This is a genomic window from Actinoplanes sp. GCM10030250 (assembly GCF_042666575.1).
Classification (GTDB): Bacteria; Actinomycetota; Actinomycetes; order Mycobacteriales; family Micromonosporaceae; genus Actinoplanes.
The window spans coordinates 67,189-81,840 of the sequence record NZ_JBHTDO010000008.1 but is presented as its reverse complement, the minus strand read 5'-3'; the positions used below and the strand labels follow the sequence as shown (position 1 = coordinate 81,840).

Sequence of the window (14,652 nt, the reverse complement as noted above, 5' to 3'; positions counted from 1 at the left end):
GGACCCGGTCCGTGCCCGTCGCCGGGCACGGACCGGCTCAGATCCGGTTGGCCCACAGCCAGCTGCTCAGGTACCCGTACTCCCGGTCGCCCCAGATGTACGCCCACGCCGCCACCGGGGACACGTACTGGCCCAGCTCGTCGAAGACCTCCCTCGCGGCTTTGCGGCGGCCCGCCAGGATGTAGAACATCGCCACCCACTGCAGGACGGTCGAGCGGTTCGCCGGGTTCGGCGTGCCGGCCCGCCACTTGGCGATCCACTGGTCCAGCTCCTGCCGCACCTCGGCGCGCCGGAAGTACCTCTTGGCACCCCGGACCGACGGCTCGAGCTTCTTGTCCCAGGCGATCTCGAGCAGCACGTACTCGATGTGGGCGAACAGCGGGAACATCACCGAGTTGGCGCCGGGCGGTGCGGCCGCGGCCACCTCGCGAGCGGTGGAGAACATCTGCTCGTGCGAACCGCCCCACTTCTGGCAGCGCAGCGTGACCGCTCGGAAGTGCAGATCGAAGTTGTACGGATCGCGCCGCCGCCCCTCGTCGAACACCTCGTCGAGGGTGATTCCCCGGCCGTGCCGGTCGGAGAAGAACGCCTGCATGAATGTCACCCAGGGCAACGGGTCACCCGGCGGTGCCAGTTCCATCGCCCGGCGCCCGACCTGGGCCGCGGCCTCCGACAGCTGCTCGAAATCGACGAACTGCTCGGCCGAGGTGTGCTCCGCCGTCTTGCTGCCACGCGCCACCGCGGCCCGGCCACCGAGCATCACGGCCTGCATGTGCACAGCGCTGGGATCCGACGGCGCCGGCCGCAGCCAGGCGTAGAGCCAGCCGTCCTCCTTCTGCGCCAGGCTGCTGAGCTCGGCGACGCGCCGGCCGCGCAGCTCCCAGTCGTTGCCGGCGTCCTCGATCACCTTGCGGGCGGCCTGCCAGTCGCCGTGCCGGGCCCGCTCCCGGGCCTCCAGCAGCGCGTGATCGGCGATGGCACGGTCGGCGTCGAACTCGGGGGTCTCCGGCACCGGCTTGCCGAGGAAGTAGCGGAAGAAGAGGTAGACAGTCCTGAACATCATGCCGCTCACATCCCGCCGACGCCGTTGGCCCACCACCAGCTCTTGAGGTACCCGTACTCACCGCCGGCGAAGAAGTAGCCCCAGCCGGTCACCGGCAGCACGTACTGGCCGAGCTCGTCGAAGACGGCCTTAGCCTCCTTGCGCCGGCCCGCCATCGTGTAATACAGGGCGATCCACTGGCGGCAGCTGGCTAGCCGGGCCCGGTTCGGCGGGGCAGCGCGCCACTTGGCGATCCACTGGTCCAGTTCCTGCTGCACCTCGGGACGGCGGAAGTACTTCTTGGCCGCCCGCAGCGACTTACTCGTGCGGGTGTCCCAGCAGAACTCGCGCATCGCGAACTCGAAGTGGGCGAACAGCGGCAGCACGACCGCGCTGGCACCGGGCGGAGCCGCGGCCGCCACGTTGCGGGCGATCGCGAACATCTGCTCGTGCGAGCCGTACCACTTCTGGCAGCGGAGGCTCAGAGCCGTGAAATGAAGATCGAAATTGTACGGGTCGCGGCGCCGCGCCTCGTCGAACACCGCGTCGAACGACGTCTCCACGGTGCGCCGGTCGGCGAACATGTTGCCGAGCTGCTCGACCCACGGCAGCGGGTCGTTCGGCGGGGCCAGGTCGATCGCCCTTTGGCCGACCTGAGCCGCCGCGTCCGACAGCGCGCGGAAGTTCTGGAACTGCTCCTGCGTGGTGTTGGCCGCCGAGGCACTCCCCCGCGCCTCACCGGCACGCTGCCCCAGCATGATCGACTGGATCAGCACGGCGGACGGGTCCTCCGGCTCGGCCCGCAGCCAGGCGTAGAGCCAGGCGTCGTCGGTGGCGGCGAGGTCGGCCAGCACACCCAGGCGGCCGCCACGCAGCTCCCAGTCGGTGCCGGCCTGCTCGATCACCTTGCGGGCGGCCTGCCAGTCACCGTGCCGGGCGCGGTCCCGCGCGTCCCGCAGGTCCACGTCCCAGAAGATGCGCTCCTCGTCGAACTCGGGAGTCTCGGGAACCGGGCCGCCGAAGAGGTACCGGATCAGGACACGCAGATAGAACATCGCAGGATCGTAGAGCACATCGACCCCGCTGATCGGCCCCCTTTCGCCGCACGCTCCGCCCGGCGCCCGCGGCACCGGGCGCGAGCGGGCAGTCCGATCGCGTGAACAGGCAGTACTCTGCGTCGGCCGTACAAAAAAGGTGTGCGCGACGACCGGCCGCGGCCGCGAGCGAAAGGCCTGGTCCTTAAGATGTCGGCCATGCTGCGCGTGTTCTCGGTGGCGTTCTGGGCGTTCATCGGGATCACGTCCCCGGTGTTCTTCCTCGGAGCGGTCATCCTCTGGCTGGTGACGCTGCCGTTCGATCGGCGGCGGGTGGTGCTGCACCTGTACTCGTCGGCGTGGGCGATCCTCTACGTCCACCTGAATCCGCTGTGGAGGCTGCGGGTCAGCGGCCGTGACCTGCTGCCCTGGCGCGGTGCGGCGGTCCTCGTCGCCAACCACGCGTCGCTCGTCGACATCCTCGTGCTGTTCGGTCTGTTCCGGCCGTTCAAGTGGGTCTCCAAGCAGGAGATCTTCAAGATCCCGGTGATCGGCTGGAACATGCGGCTCAACGACTACGTGCCGCTGGTACGCGGAAGCGGCGCTTCGGTGCGCAGGATGATGGACCACTGCGATCGCCACCTGCGGGCCGGCTCACCGGTGATGATCTTCCCGGAGGGGCGGCGGACGCAGGACGGCACGCTCCAGACGTTCAAGAACGGCGCGTTCGAGCTGGCAGTGCGGCACGGTGTGCCGGTGTTCCCGATCGCGGTGCACGGCTCACGGCGGGCGCTGCCGAAGCACGGGCTGGTGCTGCGCGACCGCGCCGACATCCGGATCGAGGTGCTGGCGCCGCTCCAGCCGGCTGATTACCCGGACGTCCAAGCCTTGCGCGAGGCGGCGCGTCAGGCGATCAGCGCCTCGCTGTTGGCGGGAACACCCGCCGGGAACTGAAACGGCGGACCGGCTGCGATACGTTCATGGATCTTCCCATTCCCCTCAGGAGCGTGCGGCAGTGCGGAAATCACTCACCCTGTTCACGGCGGCGCTGATCATCGGCGGGCTCGCGCAGCCCGCCCAGGCGGACGCCGGTCCGGTCACCCGGACGACGCTGGCCGGCGCCTCCACGTTCACGCCGGGTGTGGAGAAGCGCGTGCTGAGCCGGACGGTCACGCTGGCCGCCGGTGAGTCGCGGCACGTGCGGGGCCGACTCCAGGCGACAAGCAGCACCACTGCCGTCGTGGCCATGAACGACACCCTCAAGTGCGCCGACGCGGCGGGCGCGGTCACCGGGGTCACCTCGACGTCGTCGCGCAATCACGAGGGGTCGGACACCACCTCGTACGCCACCCCCGGGCACCTGCCGCTCTACGCCGACCTGCTCTTCACCGCGCCGTCGGCGGGCACCTACACCTGCGGGCTGTACGCCTACACCGCGTCGACCTCGCAGACGGGCTATCACCTGACGGCCGTCGCCGGTGACACCTGGCTGGAGGTGAGCGACACCGATCAGGCCGGTGCCCGCTGGTGGCAGAACCCGGCGTGCAACAGCGTCGGCTCGTCGAGCACCTGCACCTACATCGGCGCGGGCACGCCGACGGCGTGGGTGTTCTACAGCGACGGGACGCCGGTCTACAAGTGGAACGCCGCGGCCGGGGCGACGAGCGTGCAGGCGCTGGCCAACCTGGAGCTGACCACGTGTTACACGGGTACGGCGTCGTGCACGGGGGTCGACGCCTACGAGAAGGCGCGCGGCACGAACTCGGTGGTGGACGTGCGCTACGAGGTGATCCAGCTGGACACCACGGCGCACACCTGCCGGACGACGAGCACCGCGGAGTCGCGCAAGACGATCCGGGACGACGCTCACCATTACGTGGTGAACTTCGCGCTCTCCGGGATCCCGGTCGACCCGTCGTGCGGGACGCGGAACTTCCTCATGCGGATCTACGTGGAGCACGTGTCGGGGAACCCCATCAAGATCGACGGGATGCAGAGCACGTCGCTCACCAACGGGATCATGATGAACGTCTTCTGACGCTGTTATCCCACGGCGTCGGGGTGGTTGTGGGCGCCGGCTCCGGCCCGTCGCCGTCAGGCCCGGCGATTGCTGAGGGCGACCTGGCGGCGGGCCAGGTCGTCCAGGACGTCGGCGGTGACCGACATGCCGAAGCGGGTCACGCCGAGCGAGGTCATCGCCAGCAGCGCGTCCAGCGTGCGGATCCCGCCGGACGCCTTGACCTGCACCTTCGGCGAGACGGCCGAGCGCATCAGCGCGAGGTCGTCCATCGTGGCACCAGTCGGGGCGAACCCTGTCGAGGTCTTCACGAACGCCGCGCCGGCCCGCTCGGCGGCCCAGCAGGCGGCGAGTTTCTGCTCGTCGGTCAGGTAGGCCGTCTCGAGGATCACCTTGACGTGCGCGCTGCCGGCGGCCACGACCACCTCCTTGATCTCGGTCTCGACGGCGGAGACGGCGCCCGAGCGCAGCCAGCCGATGTTGATGACCATGTCGATCTCGGCGGCGCCCTGAGCGACGGCCAGCTCGGTCTCGGCGACCTTGACGGCCGTCGGGCTGGTGCCGTGCGGGAAGCCGACAACGGTGCCGACCAGTACCTTCGTCCCGCGCAACTGCTCCACCGCCACCGGCACGTCGCACGGGCGGACGCACACCGAGGCCACGTCGTACTTCGCGGCGACGGCACAACCGTCACGCACGTCCTGGGTGGTGAACTCGGGCCGGAGGATGGAGTGGTCGATCATCTTCGCGACCTGGGCGACGGTGAAGTTCATGACCGGCAGAGTACTTGTATAGACAGGTAGCTGTCTAGACAGGTCGATGACCGCTAAAGTGTGCGCGTGCCCGACTTCGCGCCACGCTACTTCCGCATCGAGCAGGCGCTCCGAGCGCGGATCGCGCAATCCCAGCCGCACGACCCGCTCCCCTCCGAGCCCGAACTCGCCCGCGAACACGGCGTCAGCCGGATGACCGCCCGCGCCGCCGTCACCCAGCTGGTCAACGACGGTCTCGCCTACCGCGCGCCCGGCCGGGGCACCTTCGTGGCCGCGCCGACCGGGCCCCGCCGCGCCGACCACCTGGTCCGGCTCAGCGCCGAGATCCGCAAGCAGGGACGCCGCCCCAGCTCCCGGGTGGTCTCGGCCGAGCTGCGCCCGGCAACCGCGGCGGAAGCGGCCCGGTTGCGGCTGCGCAAGCCCGAGGTCATAACGATCTCTCGGGTACGCCTCGCCGACGACGAACCGATCGCCCTCGAACGTGCGGTGTACCCGGGGACGCTGTCCGCACTGCTCGACGCGGACCTGACCGGATCCGTTCACGAGGCGCTCGTGGTCCTCGGGCGGACGCCGGTCCGCGGAAGCGCCACGCTGACGGCCCAGTCGGCGTCGGAGGAGGACGCGCGGGAACTTGACGTGCCGGTGGGATCGGCGCTGCTGGTGGAGGAACGGCTGATCCTCGACCTGGAGCAGCGGCCCGTGGAGCTGAGCGAGTCGCGCTACGCGGGCAGCCGCTACCGGCTGGACGTGGCGTTCGGCGTCGAGCCGCACTGAGCGGCCAGGTGACGCTCGCCCTGCCGCGGCGCCGGCTCGGTTACGCCCCGTCATCCGCCGGGCAGGTGGCCGGATCGTCCGGCTCGGTATCGATCACGCTCCACGGATTCGGCGGTACACTCGGCCACCAGTTTCTCCGGGACGGCCTGTTCGACGCCGAGGAAGCCGTCGCGCGGGAGTCCATGAACGTCCACGCCTTTTCCGCTGACGCATCGACCAGCACCGGTACCAGCCGATCGCGCCGGGCCGGCCCCGCTCAGGTCGTGCTGCCGCCCGCCGATCTACCGGACAGAGATGAGTGAAACCGACACGCACCCGCCTCGCGACCGAGCCGCCCACGCAGCGGTCCTGGTCGCGGTCTTCAGCGTGCTCGCGGCCGGCAGCTGGTTCTTCCTGCTCGAGGCCGGCGAGCAGGTGCCGGGACACATCGCCGGCTCGCTGGGCGTGATCGCCGCGACCTTCATGTGCCTGCGGACGAGCAGGTCACCGCTGGCGGCGGCGCCGGTCCGGGCGTTCTGGCGGCTGTGGGCGTACTCGGCGTTCTTCCTCTTTCTCAGCACGGTCAGCGCGACCGTCTGCGCCATCCGCGGCGACCCCGGCATGCCGCTCTACGAGGCTGTTCCCACAGTGCTCAGCCTGGCCGCGGCGATGGCCGCCTTCCGTCACGCCCCGCTGGGGCGGCGCACCGGGAGCGACTGGATGCGGGTGCTGCTCGACGGCTCCGCTGTCGCCGTCGCGGGCGCGCTGTTCTTCGGGTACGCGGTGGTGGACCTGGCGCCGGACGGCACCACCATGTCGACGCGCTGGACCTCCGGGCTCGTCGGCGTCCTGTGCCTGCTCGGCCTCGTGGTGTTCGGCAAGGCCGCGGTCAGTCCGGCCGGGCGGGTCGACCCCGGCGCGCTGGGCCTGCTCGCGGGCGCACCGCTGATCGGCCTCGGCGCGGTGAGCATCCTGCTCAGCGGGCACCGGGCGGGCGCCGTGCTGCTGGCGATCCTCGGATATCCACTCGTCGGGCTGTCGATGAGCTTGGCGGCGTACCGTCAAGGTCTGGTCCTGACCCGCACCACCGCTGCCGGCACCGAGGACGCCCGCCCGCGCTGGTCGATCGCCGAGCCGGTCCAGGTCCTCGCCGTCGCCGGCACCGCCGGCCTGGTCATCACGGTCTCCACCCGCGACCTGGACCTGCGCGGCCGGGCCGTGATCGTCGGCGCCGTGCTGATCGCCGCGATCGTCGTGGCCCGGCAACTCGTCGGGCTGCGGGAGAACAAGGAGGCGCTGCGCGCCGTCCGCCGCCAGCAGGCCGAACTCGAGCGCCTCGCGCTGAGCGACTCGCTGACCGGCCTGCCGAACCGGACCGGTTTCAGCCTCGCGCTCGCCGCCCGCCTCGACGAGGGGCTGCCGGCCAGCGCCCTGCTCATCGACATCGACGACTTCAAGATGGTCAACGACACGCTCGGCCCGACCGCGGCCGACCAGCTGCTGCGGCAGATCGGCCAGCGGCTGCGGGAGACCTGCGGCGACGGGGAGACGGCGGCCAGGCTGGGCGGCGACGAGTTCGCGGTGCTGCTGCCGACCGGCGATCCGGCCGCCGCCGAGGCCGCCGCCGCGCGGTTCCAGCGCGCCGCCGGCCGGCCGGTCACCTCGGCCAACCAGCAGCTGCTGCTGCACGCCAGCGTCGGCATCGCGGTGGGCGCGCCGGGCGAGACCGCCGACGAGGTGCTGCGCAACGCGGACATCGCGATGTATGCGGCCAAAGAATCAGGAAAAGCCTCTTGGGTACGGTTCGAGCCGCGCATGCGGCAGGACATGACGAACCACGCGCGCCTGGCCGGTGAGCTGCACGACGGCATTCTCAACGGTGAGCTGCGCCTGCTCTACCAGCCGGTCTACGACCTGGTCACCGGTTACATGCACGGCGCCGAGGCCCTGGTGCGCTGGCAGCACCCGGCCCGCGGGTTCGTCTCGCCGGGCGAGTTCATCCCGGTCGCCGAGCGCTCCGGGCTGATCGTGCCGCTCGGCGCGTGGGTGCTGAGCGAGGCGTGCGCCCAGATGGCGCGCTGGCGCGACGAGTACGGCGACGGCGCCATCGAGGCCGTCAACGTCAACGTCGCCGTCCGGCAGCTGCGGGAGACCGGCTTCGTCGACCAGGTCGCCGCGGTGCTCAGCGAGAACGGCCTGACACCGCGCAACCTGATCCTGGAGGTCACCGAGTCGTCGGTGGTCGACGGCTGGCAGGTCCGCGAAACCCTCCAGGCCCTGCACGACATGGGCATCCACCTGGCCCTCGACGACTTCGGCACCGGCCAGTCGTCGCTCAGCCTGCTGCGCGCCTTCCCCGTCGACGTCCTCAAACTCGACAAGTCGTTCGTCGACGGCATCGCCGACGACGGTGCCGACCGCGGCCGCCTCGCGGTGGCCGCGGCCGTCGCCCAGCTGACCGAGCACCTCCAGCTCAAGGCGGTCGCCGAGGGCATCGAGACGCCCGAGCAGGCGGACCGCCTGCGGCACATGGGATACCGGTACGGGCAGGGCTACCTGATGGCCCGGCCACTGCCCGCCGACGAGTGCGCGGTGCTGTTCCTCACGCCTTGCGCCGCTTTGCCAGGTACGGCAGAGCGAACAGGTACCCGCCGGTGAAGAACAGCAGGGCGAGCGGCAGCAGCGGAACGTAGGACACCCAGAGCACCGGGTCCTTCCGGGACAGGGCGATCGTGGTGGCGATGACGGTGACCGTGAAGAAGACGGCCATCCAGCGGTGAAAGCGGCGAATCATAATCGATCTCCTCGGGAAGTCGGTGCTGCCGGAGACGCTATTGGCGGCCCGGCAGAGCACGCTTCTCGATTACTGATCGATCGATTCCTGGTGGGGCGGCGTTCCTAACGGACGATCTCCCAGTCCAGCTGTCCGTCCTTGCCGGCCCGCGGGCGGTAGCGGCCGTCGTACGGCCGTCCGCTCTCCAGCGACGCGGCCGTCAGCTCCAGCAGCTCGGCCACCGACGCCGGCCACGCCTCGAACCTGGTGCCGTCATCCGGGTAGAACTCACCCACCCGGCCGTGACCGCCCGGCCTCTGGTCGACAACGAGGCTGCCGCCCGAGCCGTCGGCGGCGAACGGTACGAACGCCTTGTCCCACCAGGGGTTCGCCCAGGAGGTGTCGGCCTCGGCCAGCACCCCGCACGACACCTGCCAGTCGCCGAGGAGGTCCTTGACGCTCTCCGGGGTGAAATAGGGCGGCAGGTCGAACCCGCCGACGCCGGACGCTCCGTCGTGCCGGCGCAGCGACGCCACCAGGTCGGGCGGGAAGGCCACCGACATCCGTCGTTGCAGGTCGTCGATCCGGCTGGCGGGAGCACCGGGGCGCAGGGCGCGGAGGCTGGCCGGGGCGTGGGCCTTCAGCCACTTCTCGATTCGCTGCCAGGATTTGTTGACCCGGGCCGTGGTTGCGGCGTCCGGGTGGGTGGGTGTGATGCGGCCGGCGTTCTCGGGGCAGACGTTCGGCGGCGGCTGCCGCGACGGCTGGGCGGACTGCGCCGGCCGGGGGACGGCTGGTGCCGGGCGCGGAACGTACGGCGCCTGCCCGATGGTGGCGCGCAGCTGCGGAGCGGGCTCGTTGGTGTACAACCTGTATTCGCTGGTTGCCGGGGCGCACCAGGCCAGCCCGCAGGCCATCAAGGCCATCAGGACGAACACCGCGAGCAGGCCGAGGACGACCCGTCTGCCGCTGACCGGTTGCCCGCCGGCTTTTATGCCGGGGGCGGGCTCCGCGAGTGCGGGCGGGCCGGGGTTCGCCCGTAGCCACGGGTGCAGCCAATCGGCGGCGCCGGCGAAATCCTCCGGTGGGTCGGCGGGGATGCGGCCGGCCGGTGTGACCGGCAGCGCCTCCTCGTCGACCTCACCGATCGTCACCACGGACGCCGGGATCCCGTGGCCGGCCAGCGCGCCGAGCGCGAGGGTCGTGTGGTTCACGGCGTCTGTTCCGGCGCCGGTGACGACGATCGCGGGAGCGCGGACGGCGGCTGCCAGGTCGGCCAGCGTCCAGCCGTCGTCGCCGAGCGGGATGAGCAGGCCGGCCGGGCCCGCGACGAGCACCACCTCGTAGGCCCGGCTGATCGCCAGGACCAGGCCGCGTGCCCGGTCCAGGCTCAGCCGGTTCGCCGCGGGCAGCTCGAGCAGCGCTGCCAGGTGCGGCCGGGCCGGATCGTCGCCGGACACGCTCGCGCCCACGACCACCGCCGCCACCGGCACCTCGGCTGCCGCTGCGAGGGCGGCTGCTGCGATCCGCCAGTCGACGCCTGCCGAGGTCGCGGTGATCACCCATGGGCCACGGCCCGGCCACCCCTGATCCACACCGGACACTCTAGAGAAAGGGGCGCCGGCCGGGTGTCCCGTCGCCTCTAGGGCTTGGCTGTGTGCGGTGGCTCAGGACTGGGTGCGGTGGTGGCCGGGGCGGTCCGAGACGCGGTGTTCGGCGGCGTGGAGGGCCTCGGTCACCAGGCGGGCCACGTGCTCGTCCGCCACCGAGTAGACCGCTCGGCGCCCGTCGCGGCGGGTGGTGACCAGGCCCGCCAGGCGGAGCTTGCCGAGATGCTGGGAGATGGCGGGCCGGGCGGCGCCGACCGCCTCGGTGAGCGCGGTGACGTCCTGTTCGCCGCGGAGCAGGACGGCCATCAGGCGCAGCCGGGTGGCGTCGGCCAGCATCGCCAGGAGGACAACTGCGGATCCGATCACCGTAGGCCCGGCATCCGCTGCCCCGCCAAGGCCGGGTTTTTGCAGGTCATTGGCATTTGCAACGTTGTCGCGTGCGCGCATGAGCACATATTATCGTGGCATGCACGGTCACCATCACCACCATCACGCGCCCGACGACACGCTCGACGGGGAGGGCATGCGGGCGGTCTGGATCTCGCTGGGCGGCCTGGGTGTCACGGCGGCGCTCCAGGGGCTGATCGTGATGCTGTCCGGGTCGGTCGCCCTGCTCGGCGACACTGTCCACAACGTGACTGATGCGCTCACCGCCGTACCTCTCGGTGTTGCCTTCTGGCTGGGCCGGCGGGCCGCCACCCGGGCGTACACCTATGGTTTCGGCCGTGCCGAGGACCTCGCCGGCATCGTCGTCCTGGCGGCGATCGCGGCGTCGGCGGTGGCGACCGGCTGGCTGGCGGTTGATCGCCTGCTTGATCCACGCACGATGACCCACCTGCCGTGGGTGTTCGTGGCCGGCCTGATCGGCTTCGCCGGCAACGAGCTCGTCGCCCGCTACCGGATCCGGGTGGGGCGGCGGATCGGGTCGGCAGCGCTTGTCGCCGACGGCCTGCACGCCCGCGCGGACGGGTTCACCTCACTGGCCGTGGTGCTCGCAGCGGGTGGCGCCTGGGCGGGATGGGGCTGGGCGGACCCGGTTGTCGGACTGGCGATCACCGCGGCGATCGTGTTCGTGCTCAAGGACGCCGCGCGCGAAGTGGGCCACCGGCTGATGGACCGGGTCGATCCGGAGCTTGTTGATCAGGCGGAGCGGGAGTTGCGGGCGGTCCCGGGCGTTCGCGCGGTGTCCGGGCTGCGACTGCGCTGGATCGGGCACCGCCTGCACGCCGAGGCCGGGATCGTGGTCGACTCCTCGCTCAGCCTGGTGGCCGCCCACGCGATCGCCGCGGATGCGGGGCATCGGCTGAGCCACCACGTGCCGCGGCTGGTCGGCGCGACGGTCCACGCCGATCCGGACAGCGCCCGCAGCGGTCAGAACGGGACGCAGACGAGTTCGCTGTACAGGTAGTCGATCTGCTCCGGTCGCAGGTATTCGCTGCGGAACATCTTGCGGCGGGCCGTGCGTACCGGGATCGACGCGCGCGGACGGTGACCGGCGATGCGGGTCTCGACGAGCGTGGCCGGGATGCCGTAGCGGGTCAGGAGATGCCCGGTGAACGGCCGGAACATCGGGCGGAACACGTCCGGGCGGCTGACGTGCACGAGGGAGGCGAACAGCGGCAGGTTTTTCGGCCGGTCGCGGCGGAACACCACGTAACAGGATTCCGCCCCGGACGAGACGACCACGTGGCCGGCCGCCGGGGCTCGCCGGTGGTCGCGGTAGACCTCCCGATCGGCTCCGGTCATCCGCTCCAGGTCGCGCGGGTCGGAGCTGATCCGGCCGCGGCGCGACAGCCAGGGCAGATTGGGTACGGCGACCAGTGTCGTGTCCAAGTGGTGGAAATGGAATCTCAGATTGATGGGGATCACGTTGCCGCTCGGCGAGAGGTCGGTGAAGTGGTAACCCTCCTGCGCCAGTATTGCCTTCAGCAACCGCACACTTTGCAGCCGGTATTCAGGAAGCACACACCAACCTCCCAGGTTGCAGAATCGCTCGCACCTGCCCCCGATCAGCCGGTCGGAATAGAACGCCAGGTAGACGCCGACGATGACCGCGTCGGCGACAAGCATGAAGCCGTGGTTGGGGGCCCGCACAGGCCAGGGCGCCGTGATTGACTGCGCCCAGACCTGCGCGGACAGCCGCGAGTTGAGGTGGTGGTGGAGGAACTGCGCCACCCTGGGAATGTCTCCGGCCAAAATAGGCAGAACCCGGACAGACAAGAATCCACCCTTTCCGTCTTTGCGGAAAAGGATGCCAGACAATGGCGCCGGAGCGGCAGCCGGAAATGTCACGGAAAACGTGACAGGGATTCACACTCGTGCGGGGCCTAATTGAGTCGTGACGTCACCGTGCGCGCTCCGTACCCATCCTTTTGCGGCAATTCGCAGGTGGAGCGTACGCATCAAGGCTTCTCGTCGTTGATCGTTCATCGGCCGGGACCGAGCGTGCGACACGATGCACGCCAGCGCGGAAGCGTCATCAAGATCCGCGGGCCGCGGCGGGGTGCCCGCCTGACGCGCCCGGCGCAGCCCCGCCTGGGTGGTCAGCACCGCCAGCGGCGCCTCACCCAGCTCGCGCACCAGATAGTCCAGGTCGGCCTGATCCGCGACCTTGTTGCCGACCATCGCCAGCACGTCACCGACCCCGGCCGCCGCGGCCAGTTCCCGGTACCGCACCGCGACCGACACCGACTCCGGAGTCGGCTCGGCGACCACGACGATCACGTCGAACTGCGCGTGCAACGAGTTGGCGAAGGCGTCGGTGCCGGCCACCATGTCGCACACCACCCAGTCGTCGGCGCCGAGATCCAGGTGGGACAGCAGGTTCTCCAGGATAGCCAGGTGACCGTGGTAGCAGCCCGCCCCGATGTCCCGCGCCTCGTAGGTTCCGACGTGCATCACATGAGTTCGCGGGTCGAGCGTTTCCGCGTGGGCGACCAGGATCGGGTCGTTCTCGTCCAGGGTCACGAGGCGTGAACCCGGGCCCGGCGGCGTCGTCGGTACGAAGTGTTCGGCACCTGCCACCAGGGGGTTCGTGCCCAGGAGGTGCTCGCGGACGCGCCTGGTGTTCGCCGGGTTCGACAGCGCGCCGTCCGCCGAGACGGTCACTCCGAGCAGCAGCGCCAGGTGGACGTTGACGTCGGCGTCGATCGCCAGGACCCGGTGTCCCGCCACACGAAGATGCGCTACGAGGAGGGCGGCCAGGGTGCTCTTGCCACTGCCGCCCTTGCCGGTAAAAGCGATTTTCATTTTCAACAGGGTAGTGGGCGGCGTGCGGCGAACAAGAACCAACACACCTGATGCGTACGGCATCCGCCTCGAGGCTGATGCGTACGGCATCCGCCTCGAGGCGCGTCGCGATCCGGCCGCGTTTGCCGGTGTCTCCCGGTCTGTCTCGAGCCGCTGGTGGCCAGCCGGGGGTTGTTAGTGTCTCGGCGTGGGCTATCCGCGGCGGGAGATCGGGGTGCACCTGGCCGCTCGGGTTCGCTCGGTCGGTGACGTGACTTCGCACATGCGGGAGATCGAGCTCGCCGGGCCCGAGGTGCCACGGCTACGGTTCCGGCCCGGTGCTCACCTGGTGGTTCGTGTGCCGGTCGGCGACGGCCACGCTCGGCGGGTCTATACGATCTGGGGGCGGCGCGAGTCGGTGCTGACGATTCGGGTCGCACTGCACGATGAGGGCGGGCCCGGTTGCGTGTGGGCGCGCACCGTCGCGCCGGGCGATCGGATCACCCTTGAACCGCCCCGCAGCAAGATCATGCTCGACGAGACGGCGGCCTTCCATCTGTTCGTGGGGGACGAGACGGGGGCGGTGCCGCTCCTGTCGATGCGCGCCGCGTTGCCCGGGGACAGCGTCGTGGCCGGCGTCTTCGAGTCGGCCGGTGCGGACGACGAGATGCCGGGGGCTCACGGTGTGCCTTCACTGCCCTGGGTTCACCGGGGCAGAGCTTCGGCGGTGGCTTCCCGGGTGCTGCTGCGAGCGGTCCAAGACCTGGAGTTGCCGCCGGGTAGCGGTGCCGCCTATGTGGCCGGAGAGAGCGACACCTGCCGGCTGGTGCAACGACACCTGATCGAGCAGCGCGGATGGTCCCGCCGCGCGATTCGTGTCCAGCCTCAATGGACACCCGGCCGCCCCGGTTTCGGCGCCGGCGGCTCCTCAGACCTCCCCCGGACAGACCACGACTCCCCGTTCCGCCGCAGCTCCCCAAACGCGCACCGCCCGTCCCGCTGACGCCCCGGCACCCCTCTAACCCCCAGCCGAACAGACCAGCTGGCGCCCAGCGGGGCCTTCTCGGCCGCAACCCACCACTCACGCCCAGCCGCGCGGGTCGGCTGGCGCCCAGCGGGGCCTTTCCGGCCGCAACCCACCACTCACGCCCAGCCGAGCAGATCGGCTGGCGCCCAGCGGGGCCTTTCCGGCCGCAACCCACCACTCACGCCCAGCCGCGCGGGTCGGCTGGCGCCCAGCGGGGCCTTTCCGGCCGCAACCCACCACTCACGCCCAGCTGCACGGGTCGGCTGGCGCCCAGCGGGGCCTTTCCGGCCGCAACCCACCACTCACGCCCAGCTGCACGGGTCGGCTGGCGCCCAGCGGGGCCTTTCCGGCCGCAACCCACCACTCACGCCCAGCCGAGCAGATCGGCTGGCGCC

At 70.8% G+C, this 14,652-nt stretch carries 15 protein-coding genes; 7 read left to right on the top strand and 8 right to left on the bottom strand.

The window, feature by feature from the left end:
- Positions 1-37 precede the first annotated feature (37 nt).
- Both ACFQV6_RS13490 and ACFQV6_RS13485 read right to left on the bottom strand, forming a co-directional pair.
- On the bottom strand, positions 38-1,063 hold the full coding sequence (locus ACFQV6_RS13490; protein WP_378027780.1) for a hypothetical protein: 1,026 nt from the start codon (positions 1,061-1,063) through the stop codon (positions 38-40).
- Positions 1,064-1,068: 5 nt separating this feature from the next.
- Positions 1,069-2,097: a hypothetical protein gene (locus ACFQV6_RS13485; RefSeq protein ID WP_378027779.1), complete on the bottom strand. Its 1,029-nt coding sequence runs from the start codon at positions 2,095-2,097 to the stop codon at positions 1,069-1,071.
- A gap of 198 nt (positions 2,098-2,295) precedes the next feature.
- Here ACFQV6_RS13485 and ACFQV6_RS13480 point away from each other — a divergent pair, with 198 nt between their 5' ends.
- A complete protein-coding gene (locus ACFQV6_RS13480; protein WP_378027778.1) occupies positions 2,296-3,030 on the top strand; it encodes a lysophospholipid acyltransferase family protein in 735 nt (244 codons plus the stop codon).
- A 61-nt stretch (positions 3,031-3,091) separates the two neighbouring features.
- On the top strand, positions 3,092-4,114 hold the full coding sequence (locus tag ACFQV6_RS13475) for a hypothetical protein (RefSeq protein WP_378027777.1): 1,023 nt from the start codon (positions 3,092-3,094) through the stop codon (positions 4,112-4,114).
- A gap of 56 nt (positions 4,115-4,170) precedes the next feature.
- Here ACFQV6_RS13475 and deoC read toward each other — a convergent pair whose 3' ends face one another.
- Positions 4,171-4,866 (bottom strand): deoxyribose-phosphate aldolase, encoded by a 696-nt coding sequence (deoC, locus tag ACFQV6_RS13470; RefSeq protein ID WP_378027776.1) that lies wholly within the window; start codon positions 4,864-4,866, stop codon positions 4,171-4,173.
- 66 nt (positions 4,867-4,932) lie between these two features.
- On the opposite strand from deoC, the gene ACFQV6_RS13465 reads away from it, so the two are divergent.
- The 3 genes from ACFQV6_RS13465 to ACFQV6_RS13455 are packed head-to-tail and all read left to right on the top strand — an operon-like array spanning position 4,933 to position 8,277.
- Positions 4,933-5,640, top strand: coding sequence for a GntR family transcriptional regulator (locus ACFQV6_RS13465; RefSeq protein WP_378027775.1), 708 nt, complete (start codon positions 4,933-4,935; stop codon positions 5,638-5,640).
- A gap of 8 nt (positions 5,641-5,648) precedes the next feature.
- Positions 5,649-5,942 carry a hypothetical protein gene (locus tag ACFQV6_RS13460; protein WP_378027774.1) on the top strand — a complete coding sequence of 98 codons (294 nt, stop codon included), beginning with the start codon at positions 5,649-5,651 and terminating at the stop codon, positions 5,940-5,942.
- Positions 5,935-8,277 (top strand): putative bifunctional diguanylate cyclase/phosphodiesterase, encoded by a 2,343-nt coding sequence (locus tag ACFQV6_RS13455; protein ID WP_378027773.1) that lies wholly within the window; start codon positions 5,935-5,937, stop codon positions 8,275-8,277. Before ACFQV6_RS13460 ends, ACFQV6_RS13455 begins: the two co-directional genes overlap by 8 nt.
- Here the strand turns inward: ACFQV6_RS13455 and ACFQV6_RS13450 are convergent.
- From ACFQV6_RS13450 to ACFQV6_RS13440, 3 genes are all read right to left on the bottom strand, one after another.
- Entirely contained in the window at positions 8,222-8,413 is a 192-nt protein-coding gene (locus tag ACFQV6_RS13450) for a hypothetical protein (protein WP_378027772.1), read from the bottom strand. The two genes, ACFQV6_RS13455 and ACFQV6_RS13450, sit on opposite strands and share 56 nt — an antisense overlap.
- Before the next feature lie 104 nt (positions 8,414-8,517).
- Entirely contained in the window at positions 8,518-9,987 is a 1,470-nt protein-coding gene (locus ACFQV6_RS13445) for an SMI1/KNR4 family protein (protein ID WP_378027771.1), read from the bottom strand.
- Between the two features lie 72 nt (positions 9,988-10,059).
- Positions 10,060-10,368, bottom strand: a complete 309-nt coding sequence (locus ACFQV6_RS13440; protein WP_378027770.1) for an ArsR/SmtB family transcription factor — start codon at positions 10,366-10,368, stop codon at positions 10,060-10,062.
- Positions 10,369-10,468: 100 nt separating this feature from the next.
- On the opposite strand from ACFQV6_RS13440, the gene ACFQV6_RS13435 reads away from it, so the two are divergent.
- Positions 10,469-11,410 carry a cation diffusion facilitator family transporter gene (locus ACFQV6_RS13435; protein WP_378027769.1) on the top strand — a complete coding sequence of 314 codons (942 nt, stop codon included), beginning with the start codon at positions 10,469-10,471 and terminating at the stop codon, positions 11,408-11,410.
- Here ACFQV6_RS13435 and ACFQV6_RS13430 read toward each other — a convergent pair.
- Complete coding sequence (locus ACFQV6_RS13430; protein ID WP_378027768.1) at positions 11,374-12,177, bottom strand: hypothetical protein; 804 nt, start codon at positions 12,175-12,177, stop codon at positions 11,374-11,376. The two genes, ACFQV6_RS13435 and ACFQV6_RS13430, sit on opposite strands and share 37 nt — an antisense overlap.
- Positions 12,178-12,312: 135 nt before the next feature.
- Entirely contained in the window at positions 12,313-13,251 is a 939-nt protein-coding gene (locus ACFQV6_RS13425) for an ATP-binding protein (RefSeq protein ID WP_378027767.1), read from the bottom strand.
- A gap of 187 nt (positions 13,252-13,438) precedes the next feature.
- Here ACFQV6_RS13425 and ACFQV6_RS13420 point away from each other — a divergent pair, with 187 nt between their 5' ends.
- Entirely contained in the window at positions 13,439-14,233 is a 795-nt protein-coding gene (locus tag ACFQV6_RS13420) for a siderophore-interacting protein (protein WP_378027766.1), read from the top strand.
- The last annotated feature ends 419 nt before the right edge of the window (positions 14,234-14,652 follow it).

Bases quoted from the DNA above. Each gene is read 5' to 3' on its own strand.
- ACFQV6_RS13490 (WP_378027780.1), bottom strand. From the start codon at position 1,063: ATGATGTTCAGGACTGTCTACCTCTTCTTCCGCTACTTCCTCGGCAAG.
- ACFQV6_RS13425 (WP_378027767.1), bottom strand. From the start codon at position 13,251: ATGAAAATCGCTTTTACCGGCAAGGGCGGCAGTGGCAAGAGCACCCTG.
- ACFQV6_RS13485 (WP_378027779.1), bottom strand. From the start codon at position 2,097: ATGTTCTATCTGCGTGTCCTGATCCGGTACCTCTTCGGCGGCCCGGTT.
- ACFQV6_RS13435 (WP_378027769.1), top strand. From the start codon at position 10,469: ATGCACGGTCACCATCACCACCATCACGCGCCCGACGACACGCTCGAC.
- ACFQV6_RS13455 (WP_378027773.1), top strand. From the start codon at position 5,935: ATGAGTGAAACCGACACGCACCCGCCTCGCGACCGAGCCGCCCACGCA.
- ACFQV6_RS13480 (WP_378027778.1), top strand. From the start codon at position 2,296: ATGCTGCGCGTGTTCTCGGTGGCGTTCTGGGCGTTCATCGGGATCACG.
- ACFQV6_RS13450 (WP_378027772.1), bottom strand. From the start codon at position 8,413: ATGATTCGCCGCTTTCACCGCTGGATGGCCGTCTTCTTCACGGTCACC.
- deoC (WP_378027776.1), bottom strand. From the start codon at position 4,866: ATGAACTTCACCGTCGCCCAGGTCGCGAAGATGATCGACCACTCCATC.